This is a genomic window from Lactiplantibacillus plantarum, assembly GCF_014131735.1.
Taxonomy (GTDB): domain Bacteria; phylum Bacillota; class Bacilli; order Lactobacillales; family Lactobacillaceae; genus Lactiplantibacillus; species Lactiplantibacillus plantarum.
The window spans coordinates 1,875,452-1,893,791 of sequence record NZ_CP039121.1 but is presented as its reverse complement, the minus strand read 5'-3'; the positions used below and the strand labels follow the sequence as shown (position 1 = coordinate 1,893,791).

The window sequence follows — 18,340 nt, the reverse complement described above, 5'->3', positions numbered from 1 at the left end:
TTGTAGATGAAACAGTCGAAATTGTTAATCCCAACACTCAAGGAAGTGCCTAATGATGCCGAAGCCTTGAGTCATCAAATGATGTTACGGGCGGGCTATATCCGACAAATTTCAGCCGGAATGTACGCTTATTTGCCATTGGCTTACCGCGTATTGACGAATATTGAAAAAATCATTCGGCAAGAAATGGAAAAAATTGATGCAGCGGAAATGCTGGTACCAGCAGTCATTCCAGCTGAGTTGTGGAAAGCAACTGGGCGTTATGAGACATACGGTCCAGAACTATTCAAGCTGAAGAACCGCCATGACCGAGAATTTATCCTTGGCCCCACGCACGAAGAAACGTTTACGTCAATTGTTCGCGATGAAATCAAATCGTATAAACGGTTGCCATTGACTTTGTATCAAATCCAGGCTAAGTATCGTGATGAAGATCGGCCACGTTATGGGTTACTTCGTGGGCGTGAGTTCATCATGAAGGATGCCTATTCATTTCACGCGGATGAGGCCTCATTAGATGACACGTTCCAAGATATGGCGCAAGCTTATCAGAATATTTTTGAGCGGGTCGGCTTGAAGTTTCGTTCAATCATCGGTGATGGTGGGGCGATGGGTGGAAAGGATTCCCGTGAATATTCGGCCATCGCACCGGTTGGTGAAGATACAATTGTTTATTCGGATGCGAGTGATTATGCGGCTAATCTTGAAATGGCTCGGAGTTTATACGTCCCAAAGAAGTCACATGCTTCGTTAAAGGATATGGAAAAGATCGATACTCCCGGAGTGGGCACGATCGACGAACTGGCTGAGTTCTTAAAAGTTGGTGCTGACCAACTGGTTAAGAGTATTCTGTTTATTGCAGACGATCAGCCAGTAATGGCACTGGTTCGTGGCGATCATGAAGTCAACGATGTTAAGTTGAAGAATTACCTTGGTGCGGATTTTTTGGAAATGGCTACGCCAGAACAAGCCCAACAATATTTGGGCGCTAGCTTTGGTTCACTCGGCCCAGTTAACGTTCATGATGACGTTAAAATTGTCGCTGACCAGTATGTGAAGGACATGGTCAACATTACGGTCGGGGCTAACGAAGACGGTCATCACTTCACGAACGTCAACCCTGAACGTGATTTCCACGCGGAAGCTTACGTTGACATTCGCTTTGTTCAGGAAGGTGAGTTATCACCAGATGGTGCGGGCGTCTTGAAGTTCACCAAGGGTATCGAAATTGGACATATTTTCAAACTTGGCACCCGTTATTCTAAAGACTTGCACGCAGAAGTCTTGGATGCCAATGGACGTAATATTCCGGTAATTATGGGCTGCTATGGGATTGGTGTCTCACGGTTGTTGTCTGCCATCGCTGAACAACGCGCTGATGAAAATGGGTTGATTTGGCCAAAAGCAATTGCACCATTTGATGTGCACGTGATTCCGGTTAACCCGAAGAAAGCGGACCAGGTTGAGGTTGCCGACCAAGTTGAAGCACAATTAGAAGCCGCTGGGTACAACGTTTTGTATGATGATCGGAAGGAACGTCCTGGTGTGAAGTTTGCTGATTCCGACTTAATGGGCATTCCTGCTCGGATTACCATTGGGAAAAAGGCCAGCGAAGGAATCGTCGAGATCAAGCTTCGCCAGACTGGTGAGACTTTGGAAGTTAAACAGGAAGAAATCGCCAACAACTTGGCCGTTCTGCTCAAGAATATCGATTAAAATGCTGCAAAACTAAGTTAATAAAAATATGGCAACTACCCGTTGATAGTCGCCAACAACAATCACCTGGTTAGATTCCGTTGACTGGGTGATTTTTGTTTGCCGATTAATCACGTGGCTCAACGGTCAGACTGTGATAAAATAGTAACGTTTCAAGTGAACGATTTGTGCGTTCACTGAAGATTATTTCAGATGCCGTTAATCGCCGAGGCATCACGGTCTCGGTTAAGCAAACTGACAAAGTAGTGCCAACTGTGGACCGCGGCCCTGAGCACTTAATTGGGGTTCTAGTTAATATTAAAAGTCTTGCTTGGCGTTGGGTTAGTTGTTAGCGACTAAGTCATCGTTGAAACGGGATTCTGTTTCTAGTGGGTCACGGTTAGCAGCTTTTGATTTTAAGATTGGATTTGCTTTAATATATATGCAAGCGCAAATTAACAAGTACGGTGCGTGTCTTACTAACTGATTGTAATCAACAAAAGGAGGACCACTGGTGAGTTTAAACCAACAAGAAATGTTCGAGAAGTTACTCGAACAAATTGAAATGCCAACGGGTCCTGAATTTACAGAAGCAGCGATCGATAAATTGACCGTTCATCAAGCTTCCAAGGTTTGGGAATTTCATTTGCATTTCCAACATGTTTTACCTTATACACAATTTATGACTTTTCAAAACAAACTCCAAATCGCCTTTAAAGAAATTGCACGCGTGACCTTTACGATCGTGACTGATGATACCGAGGTCAATGGTCGTGAACTAGCTGAATACTGGGAATGGATCGTTCAGCACAGTGGGATCAAGTCGCCCCTGGTCCAATCATTGTGTAACAGCAACGTGCCGACTTATGAAGATGGTCGGGTTATTTTGTTGGCTGAAAATGAAGTTATTCAAAATTTTCTAACTAACCAAGCATTAGGGCCGATTGAGAGTACCTATCATCGCTTGGGCTTCCCGAAGTTCTCCGTCCACACGATGATTGATGAGAGTGCTTCACAGGCGAAGATCAAGGAATTTCATGAACAAAAAGCGAAGTCTGATCAAGCGTTGGCTCAAAAAGCGGAAGCGGCTATCAAAAAGGCCAATGAGAAACGGCAAAAGCAGGCGGATGCACCAGCACCAATTGATGGTCCTGTCCAATTAGGCAAGCAGATCAACCCGCAAGAGCCGGCTAAACAGATGGTCCAAATTACTGAAGAAGAACGGTCGGTCGTCGTGGAAGGCTATGTCTTCGATATGGAAGTGCGGACGTTGCGTTCCCAGCGGCAGTTATTGATTCTAAAGGTGACCGACTATAGTTCGTCAATGGTCGTCAAGAAGTTCTCACGGAATGCTGATGACGAGGCACAATTCGCGGCACTGAAGCCTGGAATGTGGGTACGTGTACGTGGTTCTGTGCAGGAAGATAGTTTTATGCGCGATTTAACGATCAATGCGTATGATATTAACGAAACGTCGCATGCCAGTCGGCAAGACACGGCGCCGGCAGATGAGAAGCGGGTTGAATTGCACTTGCATTCTAATATGAGTCAGATGGATGCAACCAACAGTGTCAGTGATTATGTCAAACAAGCCGCTAAATGGGGCCATCCGGCGATTGCGATTACGGATCATTCGGGGGCACAGGCGTTCCCAGAAGCGTTTGCGGCTGGTGAAAAAAATAATATCAAAATTTTATACGGTGTCGAAGCTAACATGGTTGATGACGGGGTGCCGATTGCTTATAATGACGCCCACGTTGATTTGAAAGAGTCCACCTACGTTATTTTTGATACTGAAACAACGGGGTTGTCCGCCATTTATGACCGGGTCATCGAATTGTCAGCGGTTAAGATGGTCAAGGGGAACGTCGTTGATCAGTTTGAGGAATTTATTGACCCTGGTTTTCACTTGTCGGAAACAACCACTAATTTGACGAGTATCACCGATGATATGGTGCGGGGCTCTAAATCGGAAGAAGAAGTGTTTAAACTTTTCCGCGAATTTTATGGTGATGCAATCGTGGTCGGTCATAACGTCACCTTTGATATTGGCTTTATGAATACGGGCTATGCCCGGCATCACATGGGGCCGATTACAAATCCAATTATTGATACGTTGACGCTGGCGCGGTGGCTGTATCCGAATTTACGCGGGTACCGCTTAAACACCCTAGCCAAAAAATTCAACGTTAATTTGGAGCACCATCACCGCGCCATCTATGATGCTGAGACGACTGGTCATTTGAACCACCTGTTTTTGAAAGATGCGGAGGACCGTTATCAGGTTCAATTCCACGATCAGCTGAATGATCATATGAATGAAAATGCGGCTTACCGCCATGCCCGGCCATTTCATGCGACATTGTATGCGCAAACCCAAGCGGGGTTGAAAAATCTCTTCCGAATTATTTCCTTGTCGAATGTTGAGTACTATTACCGCGTGCCCCGTGTACCCCGCAGTGTTTTAAACAAATATCGGGATGGCATCCTGGTCGGTTCGGCTTGTTCTAGTGGTGAAGTCTTTACTGCAATGATGCAAAAGGGGAAGGAAGAGGCCCGACAAAAGGCCGGCTACTATGACTTCCTGGAAGTACAACCGAAACCGGCATATTCGGCGCTGATCGAGAGTGGTTTGATTGCTGATACGGATCATTTGGAAGAAATTATCAGCAACATGGTGGAACTAGGCCATGAGATGAATATCCCGGTTGCTGCTACGGGGGATGTGCATTATCTGAATCCTGAGGATAAGATTTATCGTAAGATTTTGATTCATTCACAGCCCGGTAACCCGTTAAATCGGACTGAACGGCCAGACGTGCATTTTCGCTCAACGGATGAGATGCTTAAAGATTTCGATTTCTTAGGTACGGAGACGGCACATGAGGTCGTGGTTGACACGCCCCGCGCGCTTGCTGACCAATTTGAAATCGTGCGACCGGTCAAGGATAAGTTGTATACTCCGCGGATGAAGGGTGCCGAAGCGGAAATCGAAAAACTGACGATGGACCGTGCCCATGCGTGGTACGGTAATCCGTTGCCAGAAATCGTCCAAAAACGGGTGGATAAAGAGCTGAAGAGTATCATCGGTAACGGGTTCTCGGTCATTTACTTAATTGCCCAACGCCTAGTGTTTAAGAGTAATAAAGATGGTTACTTGGTTGGGTCTCGGGGGTCAGTCGGTTCGAGTATCGTAGCGACGCTGTCTGGGATTACTGAAGTGAACCCGATGCCACCGCATTATCGGTGTCCAAATTGTCAGTACTCGCACTTTTATACGAATAACGAGTATGGATCGGGCTATGATTTACCACCTAAGGATTGCCCTGAATGTGGGACTGACATGGTGCGTGATGGGCAAAACATTCCCTTCGAAACGTTCTTAGGATTTTATGGGAACAAGGTGCCGGATATTGATCTGAACTTCTCTGGGGACTACCAACCTATTGCCCATAATTACACCAAAGTCTTGTTCGGTGAGAAAAATGTGTACCGAGCCGGGACAATTGGAACGGTCGCTGATAAGACTGGTTATGGTTATGTCAAGGCGTATGAACGGGATACGAATCAAACACTTCGTTCGGCGGAAGTTGACCGATTAGCAAAGGGAACGACTGGCGTTAAACGGACGACTGGGCAACATCCGGCCGGTATTATTGTTGTGCCGGATTACATGGATATTTATGATTTCACGCCCGTCCAGTATCCGGCTGATGATCAGAGTGCGGCCTGGCAAACGACCCACTTTGATTTCCATTCGATTCATGATAATATTTTGAAAATTGATATTCTGGGACATGATGATCCGACGATGATTCGGATGTTACAAGATTTGTCGGGTGTCCAACCTGAGAGTATTCCACCAGTTGATCCGCACGTCATGAAGATTTTCTCCAGTCCTGAAGTTTTAGGAGTCACAGAAGACCAGATTTTCTCGAAAACGGGGACGCTGGGAATTCCAGAATTTGGGACGCGGTTTGTCCGTGGGATGCTCGAAGAGACTCACCCATCCACGTTTAACGAATTACTTCAGATTTCAGGACTTTCACACGGGACTGACGTGTGGTTAGGAAATGCTGAAGAATTGATCAAGGATGGCACGGTTACGCTGGCCGAAGTTATTGGTTGTCGTGATAACATCATGACCGACTTGATTCACTACGGCATGGAATCTGATATGTCTTTCCAAATTATGGAACACGTGCGGAAGGGTCGGGGGATCCCGGATGAATGGCAACAAGCAATGAAGGATGCCAACGTTCCCGACTGGTACATTGAATCTTGTCTAAAGATCAAGTATATGTTCCCGCGGGCCCATGCGGCAGCCTATATCTTAATGGCGTTGCGGGTGGCTTACTTTAAAGTGTACTTCCCGTTGATTTATTACACGGCTTATTTCTCAGTCCGTGCTGACGATTTTGACCTGGTTGCGATGGCCCATGGTAAAGATGCTGTCAAAGCGTCGATGAAGGCGATCACTGACAAAGGGATGGATGCTAGCGCCAAGGAGAAAAACTTACTGACCGTTTTAGAGTTAGCCAACGAAATGTTGGAGCGGGGCTTTAAATTCTCCATGGTCGACCTTGACAAATCTGATGCTTCGGATTGGCTGATCGATGGTGATACGTTGATTGCGCCGTTCCGAGCAGTTCCGGGGTTAGGGTTGAACGTTGCCAAGCAAATCGTTGCTGCCCGAGCGGACAAGCCGTTCCTGTCGAAGGAAGACCTGTCTAAGCGTGGAAAAGTGTCGAAGAGTTTGATCGACTTTATGACTGAAAATGGTGTGTTAAGTGATTTGCCAGATGAAAACCAACTCTCGTTGTTCTAGAAAACACGACAATTGTTAAAGTTTGATGAATTTTTGCGGTGGTTGATGCATTTAACAGCACTCAGACAGATTTATCTGATTTAGGGCCTGTAATGTTGATACACCGGCAATTGTCAGGCTGTTGAAGCGGAAGCTTACTGTGACTTGAAAGCTAACGGCTAAATGCTATAAATGGCGTAAACTTGCGGTTTCAACATAATTGTGCTAATATATGGGTTGTAATTTAAAACTCGTTAACGAGTGAGCAGCGATGCTCACTCTTTTTATTGGACTAATCTGAATAGGAGGCGCAGCCTTGAGTAGTAATGTTGTTGAAACCATTCAGCCAGTGGCCGCAGCCATTGTCAGTGCTCACCAGTTTGAACTCGTGGATCTTGAATTTGTTCGCGAGGGTCAAAGCTGGTATTTGCGATTATACATTGACAAACCGGGCGGCATTAATATTGAAGAATGTGCAATGGTTAGTGATGAACTTAGTGAAAAGCTAGATGCGATGGAGCCTGATCCCATTCCCCAAGCTTACTTTTTGGAAGTTTCTTCTCCTGGTGCGGAACGCCCATTGAAGAAGGAAGCAGATTTTCAAAATGCTATTGGTAAGTACGTGCACGTTGGCTTATACCAGAAGTTGGATGGCAAGAAAATTTTTGAAGGTGATTTGACAGCGGTGACGCCGACCACTTTGACCATCGATTACTTGGATAAGACACGTCACAAGACGGTGACGATCAACCGAGAACAAATCTCACAAGCCCGCTTAGCGGTAAAGTTCTAAATAAGTAAAGGAGTCTACACATGAGCAAGGAATTATTAGGGGCCTTAGACACCCTCGAATCAGAAAAGGGCATTAAAAAAGAAGTTGTCATCGAAGCCTTAGAAGCGGCACTCGTTTCAGCCTATAAGCGTAATTATGGCCAGGCTCAAAACGTTGAAGTTGACTTTGACCAAATTAAGGGTAATATTCACGTTTATGCCGTTAAAGAAGTGGTTGAAGACGTCTTTGATTCACGTTTAGAAGTTAGTTTGCAAGATGCATTGGCTATCAACCGAGCCTACGAAATCGGTGATGATATTCGATTTGAAGTAACACCGAAGAACTTCGGCCGAATTGCAGCGCAGACGGCTAAGCAAGTCATCATGCAACGAGTTCGTGAAGCAGAACGTGGCATTATTTATGACGAATACAGCCAGTATGAAAATGAAATCGTCACTGGTGAAGTTGAGCGCCAAGATAACCGATTTGTCTACGTTAGTTTGGGCAAAGTAGAAGCGGTCATGGGTCGTTCTGATCAGTTACCTGGTGAAGTTTATCGGATTCATGACAAAATTAAGGTTTACGTCTCGAAAGTTGAAAACGCAACGAAGGGCCCCCAAGTATTCGTTTCGCGGACTGCACCAGATTTGTTGAAACGTTTGTTTGAACAAGAAGTTCCTGAAATTTTCGATGGCATCGTTGAAATCGTTTCGATTGCACGTGAAGCCGGTGATCGGGCGAAAGTTGCTGTTCGTTCAAACAATCCTAACGTTGATCCAGTCGGTACCTGCGTCGGTCCCAAGGGACAACGGGTTCAAACGATTGTCAATGAATTACACGGCGAAAATATGGACATCGTGGAATGGACGGATGATCAAGCCGTATTTATCGCGAATGCATTGAACCCAGCGGAAGTTTTGGATGTTATTTTTGATCCTGAAAATGAGCGGGGTTGTACCGTGGTCGTTCCAGATTATCAATTATCATTGGCAATCGGTAAGCGTGGTCAAAATGCTCGTTTAGCTGCTAAATTGACCGGGTTCAAGATCGATATTAAATCGGAAACCGAAGCTTCTGATATAATGGATGCAAACCCTGATGATGTTGCAGTTGCCGAAACGGAAACGACTGAAGCAGCATCAGACGCGGCAGTGCAGTCCGATACCGGCGAAGATGAGGAACCAGCAACGTCCGACGCAGCCGTGGCGACGCCTGCCTCAGAAACTGCTGTGGATGAATCAGCAAGTGACGCTGAATAAGTTCGTCACTAAGTGAGTGAAGTAACTAAAGGAGGTCTGGGATTATGAAAAAAAGAAAAGTGCCGTTACGAAAGGACATTGTGACGGGTGAAATGCATCCCAAAAAAGACTTAGTCCGGGTCGTTAAGAATAAGCAGGATGAAGTGTCCGTTGATCCGACTGGTAAAAAGCCGGGACGCGGCGCCTACATTGCCTTAGACGTACAAGTTGCACAACGTGCCAAGCAAGAAAAGACTTTTGATAAGGCGTTTGGTATCAAAGTGGGTGCAGACTTTTACGATGAGTTAGTGGCTTATGTTGATCATCAACAAGCCCGAAAGGAACTCTTCGGAAATGACGCCTAAGCAAGCTTGTTTAAACCTACTGGGCCTTTCACGGCGTGCCAGCAAGCAAATTGCAGGCGAAGGGCTAGCCCTGGCTGCAATTCGTAATCAGACGGCTAAACTGGTCTTTATTGCCAGCGATGCCGGTCCCACGACTGCCAAAAAGTTTCATGATAAGGCCCAATCTTATGATGTTCCAGTGATCGATACCTTTACTAAAGCAGAATTAAATACGGCTACTGGTAATAAGCGCACTGTTTATGCAATTACCGATGCCGGATTTGCCAAGAAAATGGTGGCGATCATGACACAGTAAAGGAGGGTGAAGATATGGGGAAAAGCGAATTTATGAGTTAGCGAAGGAGCTCAACGTCCCAAGTAAACAGCTGATTGCGCAAGCACAGCAGTTGGGATTCTCCGTCAAAAATCATATGTCGACACTCGGTGACAGTGAGGCGCGCCAGTTACAAGGCACGACCACAGTTACCCATCCTAAATCTCAACCGGCTCCAGCTAAAACGAGTCGGGCTACGCAAGCCGTAGCAAAAAATGTGACACGAACTGCTAATCAGCAGCAATCCAACTCGCGTCATCAACAGAGTGGTGATTCTTTGAATAATAATCGTAATAATAACCAAAATAATAGTCAAAGTCGTAATAGTAACGGTAATCGAAGCAATAACGGCGGTAACCGTACTAACAGTAATAACGGCAATCGTTCGGCCAATGCTTCACGGAGCAACAGTGCTCGTAATAACGGTGGGAGCAATACGAACCGGTCTAACAACAATAATAATAATAACCGGTCTAATAATAACAATCGCTCAAATACGAGTAACAACCGCACCAACAATACTGGTAATCGAAGCAATAATGGTGGTCAGAACCGGAACAACAACCGGACTACGACGAACAACAGTAACCGGAGCAATGGGTCGAATAATAGTTCGCGTAATGGCAGCGGCCGCTTTGGTGGTAGTTTGAATAGCAACAATAACGGTGGTGGTCGTTATCGTGGCGGTAACAACAATAACCGTCGGCGTAACAACCGGAACAATAAGAGCCGGAACAATAAGAATCAACGGATCCGCCAGGTCAATAATAAGCCAGCGCCAGTTCGTAAGGACAAGCCGTTGCCAGAAACACTGGTTTACACGGTCGGCATGAATGCCCAGGATTTGGGTAAATTATTGCACCGTGAACCTGCTGAAATTATCAAGAAGTTATTCATGTTAGGGGTTGCAGTTAACCAAAATCAGTCCTTGGATAAAGATACGATTGAAATCTTAGCCACTGATTACGGGATCAATGCGCAAGAAAAGGTCCAAGTTGATGTGACCGATTTGGACAAGTTCTTTGATGATGAAGTTAATAATACCGACAATTTGGCGCCACGGGCACCGGTTGTTACGGTCATGGGACACGTTGACCATGGGAAGACGACCCTATTGGACCAATTGCGGCATACTCACGTTACAGAGGGCGAAGCCGGTGGGATCACTCAGGCTATTGGGGCTTACCAAGTTAAGCATGATGGTAAGGTTATTACATTCCTGGATACGCCAGGACATGCGGCCTTTACTGAAATGCGGGCGCGTGGTGCTGACATCACCGACATCACCGTGTTAGTTGTTGCTGCTGATGATGGGGTCATGCCACAAACAATCGAAGCCATCAACCATGCTAAGGCTGCTAAAGTACCAATCATCGTTGCCGTTAACAAGATTGATAAGCCGGGTGCCAACCCTAACCACGTGATGGAACAATTGACTGAATATGGTCTGATTCCTGAAGATTGGGGTGGCGATACAATCTTTGTTCAGATTTCAGCGAAGTTCGGTAAGAACCTAGATGAATTGTTGGATATGATTTTACTTCAGTCAGAAGTGCTTGAATTAACGGCCAACCCTAAGCAAAATGCTGCGGGATCTGTATTGGAAGCTAGTCTTGACCGTGGAAAAGGTTCTACCGCAACGTTACTTGTTCAACAAGGGACCATGCATGTTGGTGATCCAATTGTTGTGGGGAATACTTACGGAAAAGTCCGGACGATGACCAATGACCATGGTAAGCGGATCAAGGAAGCCGTGCCATCGACGCCAATTGAAATCACTGGTTTGAATGATGTGCCGGATGCTGGTGATCGCTTCGTGGTCTTTGATGATGAAAAGACGGCCCGTGATGCTGGTGAACAACGTGCTAAGCAGGCATTGATGGAAGAACGGAAGCAAACTGCTCACGTCACCTTGGATAACTTGTTTGATTCAATGAAACAAGGTGAACTTAAGGAAGTTGACGTGATTATTAAGGCTGATGTTCAAGGTTCTGTTGAAGCTTTAGCTGGTAGTTTACGTAAAATCGACGTTGAAGGTGTGCGGGTCAATATCATCCATACAGCGGTTGGGGCGATCAACGAAAGTGACGTGGCCTTGGCGGAAGCAAGTAACGCGATTATTATCGGGTTCAATGTGCGGCCAACACCACAAGCCAAAGCCCAAGCCGATACTGACGATGTTGATATTCGCTTGCATCAAGTTATCTACAACGCGATCGATGAAATCGAGAGCGCGATGAAGGGAATGCTCGAACCAACTTATAAAGAAGAAATCACTGGTCAAGCCGAAATCCGTGAAATCTATAAGGTTTCTAAGATCGGTACGATTGGTGGTGGGATGGTCACTGATGGTGTCATCCACCGGGATTCTGGTGTGCGGGTCATTCGTGATGGTGTCGTTATTTATGATGGCAAGTTAGCTAGCTTACGGCGTTTCAAGGACGACGTTAAGGAAGTTAAACAAGGCTTTGAACTTGGGCTTCGAATCGAAGATTACAACGATATTAAAGTCAACGATGTTATTGAAGCTTACGTGATGAAGGAAGTTCCAGTTGAATAACCTTTAAAAGGGGGATTAGCAGATGGCACAACATTATCGAGTTGGTCGTTTGGAACAGGAAATCGAACGCGAAGTTAATGATATTTTGTTAAAACGGGTTCGTGATCCACGGGTTGCGGGTGTAACCATTACCGGTGTAACGGTAACTGGCGACCTTCAACAAGCGACCATCTACTACAGTATTTTGTCAGATAAGGCATCCGATGGTGAAAAGACGGCGGCTGGATTGACTAAGGCGACGGGATTAATTCGTAGTGAATTAGGCTCACGACTTAGCATCTATAAAACCCCGGAATTAACTTTTGAACGCGACAACTCGGTTCAATACGGTAGCCGGATTGATGAATTAATTAATAACTTAAAGCGTCAAGATTAGGCGCTGGAAAAATAGTCGTTGTGAATCCAGATGGATTGTCAGCGACTATTTTGTGTTCAAATTGAATGGAGCCGTTCGCTGTCAATCACTGAGGTTCAGCGGTTTAGATGGTGCTGATTGTAGGGTCACACTAGTCATTCACACACTGCTTGAACGTTGTCGGTAGACTGACTAATCAAGGTAGCCTGCTCGCGACCGTCGCAAACAATTGGTTTAATGAGTAGTCGTACTGAAGACGATTTTTGTAAATAGTAGTAGGATGAGGCGAATTACGCATCGTGGCGCTTTTACAAGCGAAAATGATTTCTTAATTGCAAAATTAAAATGAAATTAGGGTTGACGAATCAAAATGAGAATGTTTTAATATAAACAATCAATGAAACGGAAAGGATAGATGATTATGACGACGTTAGCATTCAACGCAACTTATTATTATGGCTTTGCTTATTTTAGGTAGCGCCCGTGTTGGAACCTTAGATACGGACGGCACCTACGTTCGTGTCTAAGCGAAGTCAATTCATCTTGGCCAGCTAGACACCGTGAGTCTAGCTGGAATAATATCATCAATTAGGATTAAATTTTGATGAGCCGGCTAGATTTTCACAATCTAGCCGGCTTTTTTTATTTCCACGAAGGAGTTGTTATTCATGCGTCAGCACCAATTATCAATCAGTCTTTACTTAAACTACTTTATTCATGGTATTGGCTTAATTATTTTAACGCAAAATATGCAAGCGTTAGGTCAACACTGGCAGACCCCGTTAGCGACGGTTTCCTATGTCATTTCTGGGATTGGCATTGGGCGCTTACTGGCCTACTTTATTCTGGGAAATTTATCAGATCGTTTTGGCCGTAAAGTCTTCGTCAATCTTGGCATGGCTTGCTACTTCACGTTCTTTGTGGGGATGGCATTGGTCACTAATATTCAGCTGGCATACGGTTTGGCGATTTTGGCCGGTATTGCGAACTCCGCGTTGGATGCGGGAACCTACACGACGTTTATTGAAATGGGTGGGCGGCAAGGTTCAGCCAATGTCTTATTAAAGGCCTTCATGTCTGCCGGTGAATTCTTATTACCACTGCTCGTTGCCAACTTTGAAGCACAAAGAATCTGGTATGGCTGGTCATTTATCCTGGCCGCGGCAATCCTAGTGGTCAACAGTATCCTGTTGAACCGGCAGCAGTTTCCACTAAAAAATCAAGTTGCTCAAGCCGGAACGGGCGTATCCCAGCAACCACTTAAGAACCGGCGCTGGTTGGCGACAGTTGGTTTAGCTGGTTATGGGTATACTTCGATGGCACTTATGATCCTCTACACGCAGTGGGTCAGCTTGTTTGCCACTACGACGTTGCATTTTTCGTCAGTGTTAGCGCACTGGTTGCTTTCACTTTACAGCATTGGGTCAATCACCGGCGTTATTGTGATTTTCTGGTTGTTACGTCGTGGGGTGGCAGAAACCAAATTGTTGTTGGCAATGAATGGCGGCTCGCTGCTGGCGTTAGCGGTTATCTGTTATAGTCCAGCGGCTGGGCTGTCCATGCTGGCGGCTTTCGGGTTTGGGTTTACTGCTGCGGGTGGCGTGATGCAGGTCGGCCTCAATTTATTTATCAAAGGCTATCCCCACATCAAGGGCCGAATCACAGGAATTTATTTCACGTTTGGCAGTATTGCTTCCTTCACGATTCCGCTCGTGACTGGGTGGCTGTCAAAGCAAAATATTGCGACCGCGATGCGCTTTGATTTAGTTATTGCTGTCAGTGGTCTCGCCTTTGTCGGCCTAGCTGTATGGGCGCTACATGTCCCAACCACACTTAGTCAAGAACACCAACGTATCAATCATATTGACCAGCAAATCGTCCGATTACTCAATCAACGTTTTGAGACGGTTACAGCCATCGGGGAGTTGAAGCAACAACAGCAACTTCCGGTATTAGACCAGCAACGTGAACAACGGGTGTTACAACAAGTTGCGGTGAAGAGTATCCAGACCGCGCATACCCCTTATTTACAAGCTATTTATCAAGCAATTATGCATAACTCACGCGCATATCAGACGGATTTACACACGAATTTACACAAGGAGGATATTGATCATGATTAATTACGTTACGGCAGGCGAATCGCACGGGCCTCAATTGACAGGGGTGCTGACCGGTATTCCGGCTGGCTTACAGCTAGACATTGATGCCATTAATACAGGCCTCGCAGCCCGGCAAGGTGGGTTTGGCCGCGGCAATCGCCAGCAGATCGAACATGACACCGTCCAAATCACTGGTGGCGTGCGGCACGGTGTTACGCTAGGTTCCCCGATTGCATTAACGATTATGAATCGCGATCACGCGCACTGGGCAGCAATCATGGATCCGGTAAGTCCAGCTACGGCAACCAATACGTTGCGGCAAGTCACTCGTCCACGTCCGGGGCATGCTGACTTAGTAGGCGGAATGAAGTATGGTCATCGCGATCTACGAAACGTGCTAGAACGTTCCTCAGCTCGTGAGACAGCCATGCGAGTGGCTATCGGTCAGATTTGTAAGCAATTATTGGCGCAGCTAGATATTCACCTAGTTGGCTACGTTCAACAAATTGGCCCTAAGCAAGTGACGGCCGATTTAACACTATCCGTTGATCAATTACAAGCCCAAATCGCGCAAAATGATTTGCGATTACCAGATGCGGCCTTGGTTCCCGAAATCCATGAGCTGATCACAGCAACGAAGAAGGCCGGGGATACCTTGGGTGGTGTTATCCGGGTCGTTGCCGAAAATGTGCCGGCTGGTTTGGGCAGTTACACGAACTGGGATACCAAATTAGATGGACAGTTAGCTGCAGCAGTGATGGGAGTCAACGCCATGAAAGGTGTTGAAATTGGTGATGGATTTGCGGCTGCCAGCCATTATGGTAGCCAAGTGATGGATGAGATTAGTTGGGATGAACACGCCGGCTGGTCACGGTTGACCAATCATTTGGGCGGCTTTGAAGGTGGCATGACTAATGGAATGCCGATTGTTGTTAAGGCCGCCATGAAGCCGATTCCAACACTTTACAAACCATTACAAAGTGTGGATATCGCGACCAAAGTCAGCCAAAAGGCGAGCGTAGAGCGTTCAGACACGACGGCCATCGTCCCCGCCTCGATTGTGGTTGAAAGTGTGGTAGCGATTGAATTAACGCGAGCATTGACGGCAACGTTTGACGGGAGTAACTTAGCTCGCTTCCAGCAAACAGTGACGGCATACCGCGAAGAACTCCGACAATATTAGGAGGGCCTATGCAGATTCATACTTTAGGCCCGACCGCCACGGATAGTTACGCGGCCGCGCAAGTTTATAATCATCGCAACTGGCAGGACCAAGCGGTGATTGTCAAACACCCGAGCTTTGAAACCATTTTAACTGATTTAACGGCCTATTCTGGTGACCAACTGGTGATACCAGCTGCTTTCAAATCAGACACACTGAATGCCAGCTGGGGGGATATACATTACGCATTATTGTCCCAATTAACGTTGAGCAGTTGTTTTATGACCCAGCTCGATCCACTTGTCGTGCTCCAACGAGTAAATGCCGATAATCAAATTGGTTACACGCATGCAGCGACCGCCCAATTGTTGACGAGGGTCGTGCATCAGGTCGTGGTGCAAACAGTCGCCAGTAAGTATTTAGCGTATCAGGCTTATCAACGTAATCAGGCGGCCTACGTGCTAACTAATGAGAAAAACGTGACACTGACGACTCATGAACGTGAACTTGCACGTTTGACACCTTCGATGTTGTGGTGCGTCTATCAAATAAATTAGGTGATGATGATTAATGATAAAAAAACTAAGTATTCAACCAGCTAGTGGGTTACAAGGTGACTTAAGTGTACCAGGCGATAAAAGTGTCTCACATCGAGGCTTGATTTTAGGGGCAATTAGTCAAGGGACGACGACCTTGCACCACTTTTTGCCAGCCGCCGATTGCTTATCGACTTTAACGGCGCTGCAAAAGTTAGGGGTGCCAATCAAGCGTGTCGATACGACCGTTACGATCAGTGGCCGCGGCTTACGTGGGTTGACCCAACCACAACAACCATTAGACATGGGGAATGCGGGGACGGCCACTCGCTTATTAACTGGGTTGTTAGCCGGTCAACCGTTTGAGACGACCTTGGTCGGCGATACGTCCCTTAGTCAACGGCCGATGGAGCGAGTGCGTCAACCATTACAAGCCATGGGGGCGCAGGTACAATTAACAGCCGGGCACTTACCGATGACGATCACTGGTCGGACTTTACATGGTAGTCGTACCGAGATGCAGGTCGCTAGTGCACAAGTTAAGAGCGCCTTGATTTTAGCAGCCCTGCAAGCCGATCAGGCAAGTACGATTATTGAAAAATTACCGACTCGTGACCACACTGAACGGTTGTTGCAACAATTTGGTGGTCAAATTGAAACGGCGCCTGATCAACGAACAATCACGGTCCAACCGCAGCCAGCCTTGGTTGGTCAGTCACTAACGATTCCTGGCGATTTTTCCTCGGCTGCGTTTTTCGTGACAGCCGCGACGATTATTCCAAATTCACATGTCCGGTTAACGAACGTGGGACTGAATCCGACACGAACGGGTTTCTTAAACATTTTACGACGGATGGGTGGTCAAGTGACGGTCGATCATGAACACCGGATGGGCGAACCAGTTGGCACGCTTGACGTGCGGTTTGCACAACTGCATCCGGTCCAAGTCACTGCTACTGAAATTCCTGCCGTAATCGATGAACTGCCACTAGTTGCATTGTTGGCTGCGACTGCGAATGGTATTAGCACAATCAGTGGGGCTGCTGAATTACGAGTCAAGGAAACCGATCGCATTGCAACGATTGTGACCGAGCTTCGAAAACTTGGTGTTCAGATCACTTCGCAACCGGATGGCTTCGTGATTGATGGTCGCAAGTCTTGGCGGCAGCCGACCGAGCCATTAGCCAGCCATGGCGATCACCGAATCGGTATGATGGTGGCGATTGCAGCGTTGCGATTAGCCGCTCCCGCCGAACTAGAGTCCGCCGAAGCTGTGAACATTTCATACCCGACGTTCTTTGAAGATTTAGCACGTTTAAGCCAGGGGGTGTGAAGATGACAACTGTATTGATCAAAGGTTTGGGGCTAATTGGCAGTTCGTTGGCACTAAGCATTAAGCAGGCCCATCCCACGGTGCACATTATTGGGATTGATCGTGACGATGTCAGCCTGAGTTATGCGCGTCAACAGGGTATGATCGATGCTAGTGGCACTGATTTGGCCGCGGTCGCGAGCGACGCTGATGTGATTATTTTAGCGGGGCCAGTTGATGTGATCGTTGCTGACTTGCACCGACTGGCTATGATGCCACTCAAGGCAGGGGTGCTTGTGACGGATGTCGGGAGTACTAAACAAGTGGTGATGCATGCCGCGCTTGCCATACAACAGCACGGTGTGACTTTCATCGGCGGTCATCCAATGGCGGGTTCACATAAATCGGGTGTGACGGCTGGCCGCGCCAACTTATTCGAGAACGCCTTTTACTTGTTAGTGCCGGGCCGGACTAATCAAGCAGCCGTTCAACGGCTGCAAGCATTGTTAAAAGCGACTCACGTCAAATGGTTGACGGTCACTGCAATACAGCATGACCGGATTGTAGGACAGTTAAGTCATTTGCCACATATTGTCGCTGCGGCTTTAGTTGATCAGACTCAGGTGGCTTTGGCAGATTCGGCACTCGGGTTGCGATTAGCGGCTGGTGGGTTTAAAAGTATTACTCGGATTGCCAGTTCGGACCCCACGATGTGGGCGGCCATCCTGATGACTAATGCTGAACTAATAACCAATCAATTGCAGGATTATATTGACCAACTGTTGCGCATCAAGACAGCCATTAGGGTGCATGATCAAGCAACATTGTACGAATTTTTTGCGACAGCTAAGGTGACGCGTGATCACTTGGGACCGGAACAGTTGGGAGGACTACCAAACTTTTATGATTTGTTTTTGAACGTCCCCGACCGTGTTGGCGCTCTCGCGGATGTCACTCAGCGGCTCGCACAGGCTCAGCTGAGCTTAGTCAATATTCATATTTTAGAGATTCGTGAAGAGATTGATGGTGTCTTGCAACTGACGTTTAGTGATCTAAAGACGAGAACGCAAGCATCGTCGTTGTTAGCTGATGCGGGTTATCAGATTGTAAGGAGGAATTAAGA

The 18,340-nt window shown here is 46.7% G+C and carries 13 protein-coding genes; all 13 read left to right on the top strand.

The window, feature by feature from the left end; translation table 11 throughout:
• The first annotated feature begins 6 nt into the window (after positions 1 to 6).
• The gene (locus E5260_RS08735) at positions 7 to 1,716 is read left to right on the top strand and encodes a proline--tRNA ligase (protein WP_003640732.1); all 1,710 of its coding nucleotides are present in this window, start codon (positions 7 to 9) and stop codon (positions 1,714 to 1,716) included.
• Between the two features lie 493 nt (positions 1,717 to 2,209).
• Positions 2,210 to 6,523 carry a DNA polymerase III subunit alpha gene (locus E5260_RS08730; RefSeq protein WP_003640729.1) on the top strand — a complete coding sequence of 1,438 codons (4,314 nt, stop codon included), beginning with the start codon at positions 2,210 to 2,212 and terminating at the stop codon, positions 6,521 to 6,523.
• Positions 6,524 to 6,818: 295 nt separating this feature from the next.
• Positions 6,819 to 7,295 (top strand): ribosome maturation factor RimP, encoded by a 477-nt coding sequence (gene rimP / locus E5260_RS08725; protein WP_003640728.1) that lies wholly within the window; start codon positions 6,819 to 6,821, stop codon positions 7,293 to 7,295.
• 20 nt (positions 7,296 to 7,315) lie between these two features.
• Positions 7,316 to 8,533 (top strand): transcription termination factor NusA, encoded by a 1,218-nt coding sequence (nusA, locus tag E5260_RS08720; RefSeq protein ID WP_003640727.1) that lies wholly within the window; start codon positions 7,316 to 7,318, stop codon positions 8,531 to 8,533.
• 44 nt (positions 8,534 to 8,577) lie between these two features.
• Positions 8,578 to 8,877 (top strand): RNase P modulator RnpM, encoded by a 300-nt coding sequence (rnpM, locus tag E5260_RS08715; protein ID WP_003640726.1) that lies wholly within the window; start codon positions 8,578 to 8,580, stop codon positions 8,875 to 8,877.
• Positions 8,867 to 9,172 carry a L7Ae/L30e/S12e/Gadd45 family ribosomal protein gene (locus E5260_RS08710; protein WP_003640725.1) on the top strand — a complete coding sequence of 102 codons (306 nt, stop codon included), beginning with the start codon at positions 8,867 to 8,869 and terminating at the stop codon, positions 9,170 to 9,172. The genes rnpM and E5260_RS08710 overlap by 11 nt, the downstream gene beginning before the upstream one ends.
• A 28-nt stretch (positions 9,173 to 9,200) precedes the next feature.
• A complete protein-coding gene (infB, locus tag E5260_RS08705; protein ID WP_033607602.1) occupies positions 9,201 to 11,750 on the top strand; it encodes a translation initiation factor IF-2 in 2,550 nt (849 codons plus the stop codon).
• Positions 11,751 to 11,772: 22 nt separating this feature from the next.
• The gene (gene rbfA / locus E5260_RS08700; RefSeq protein ID WP_003640723.1) at positions 11,773 to 12,126 is read left to right on the top strand and encodes a 30S ribosome-binding factor RbfA; all 354 of its coding nucleotides are present in this window, start codon (positions 11,773 to 11,775) and stop codon (positions 12,124 to 12,126) included.
• 647 nt (positions 12,127 to 12,773) lie between these two features.
• Entirely contained in the window at positions 12,774 to 14,228 is a 1,455-nt protein-coding gene (locus E5260_RS08695; protein WP_182482027.1) for an MFS transporter, read from the top strand.
• Positions 14,221 to 15,390 carry a chorismate synthase gene (gene aroC / locus E5260_RS08690; RefSeq protein WP_003640721.1) on the top strand — a complete coding sequence of 390 codons (1,170 nt, stop codon included), beginning with the start codon at positions 14,221 to 14,223 and terminating at the stop codon, positions 15,388 to 15,390. The genes E5260_RS08695 and aroC overlap by 8 nt, the downstream gene beginning before the upstream one ends.
• A gap of 8 nt (positions 15,391 to 15,398) precedes the next feature.
• Positions 15,399 to 15,926 (top strand): hypothetical protein, encoded by a 528-nt coding sequence (locus E5260_RS08685; RefSeq protein WP_003640720.1) that lies wholly within the window; start codon positions 15,399 to 15,401, stop codon positions 15,924 to 15,926.
• Positions 15,927 to 15,939: 13 nt separating this feature from the next.
• Positions 15,940 to 17,238 carry a 3-phosphoshikimate 1-carboxyvinyltransferase gene (gene aroA, locus E5260_RS08680; protein ID WP_003640719.1) on the top strand — a complete coding sequence of 433 codons (1,299 nt, stop codon included), beginning with the start codon at positions 15,940 to 15,942 and terminating at the stop codon, positions 17,236 to 17,238.
• Positions 17,239 to 17,240: 2 nt separating this feature from the next.
• A complete protein-coding gene (locus E5260_RS08675) occupies positions 17,241 to 18,338 on the top strand; it encodes a prephenate dehydrogenase (protein WP_025015627.1) in 1,098 nt (365 codons plus the stop codon).
• Positions 18,339 to 18,340 lie beyond the last annotated feature (2 nt).

Bases quoted from the DNA above. Each gene is read 5' to 3' on its own strand.
- E5260_RS08710 (WP_003640725.1), top strand. From the start codon at position 8,867: ATGACGCCTAAGCAAGCTTGTTTAAACCTACTGGGCCTTTCACGGCGT.
- aroC (WP_003640721.1), top strand. From the start codon at position 14,221: ATGATTAATTACGTTACGGCAGGCGAATCGCACGGGCCTCAATTGACA.
- aroA (WP_003640719.1), top strand. From the start codon at position 15,940: ATGATAAAAAAACTAAGTATTCAACCAGCTAGTGGGTTACAAGGTGAC.
- nusA (WP_003640727.1), top strand. From the start codon at position 7,316: ATGAGCAAGGAATTATTAGGGGCCTTAGACACCCTCGAATCAGAAAAG.
- E5260_RS08695 (WP_182482027.1), top strand. From the start codon at position 12,774: ATGCGTCAGCACCAATTATCAATCAGTCTTTACTTAAACTACTTTATT.
- rbfA (WP_003640723.1), top strand. From the start codon at position 11,773: ATGGCACAACATTATCGAGTTGGTCGTTTGGAACAGGAAATCGAACGC.
- rnpM (WP_003640726.1), top strand. From the start codon at position 8,578: ATGAAAAAAAGAAAAGTGCCGTTACGAAAGGACATTGTGACGGGTGAA.
- E5260_RS08735 (WP_003640732.1), top strand. From the start codon at position 7: ATGAAACAGTCGAAATTGTTAATCCCAACACTCAAGGAAGTGCCTAAT.
- E5260_RS08685 (WP_003640720.1), top strand. From the start codon at position 15,399: ATGCAGATTCATACTTTAGGCCCGACCGCCACGGATAGTTACGCGGCC.
- E5260_RS08675 (WP_025015627.1), top strand. From the start codon at position 17,241: ATGACAACTGTATTGATCAAAGGTTTGGGGCTAATTGGCAGTTCGTTG.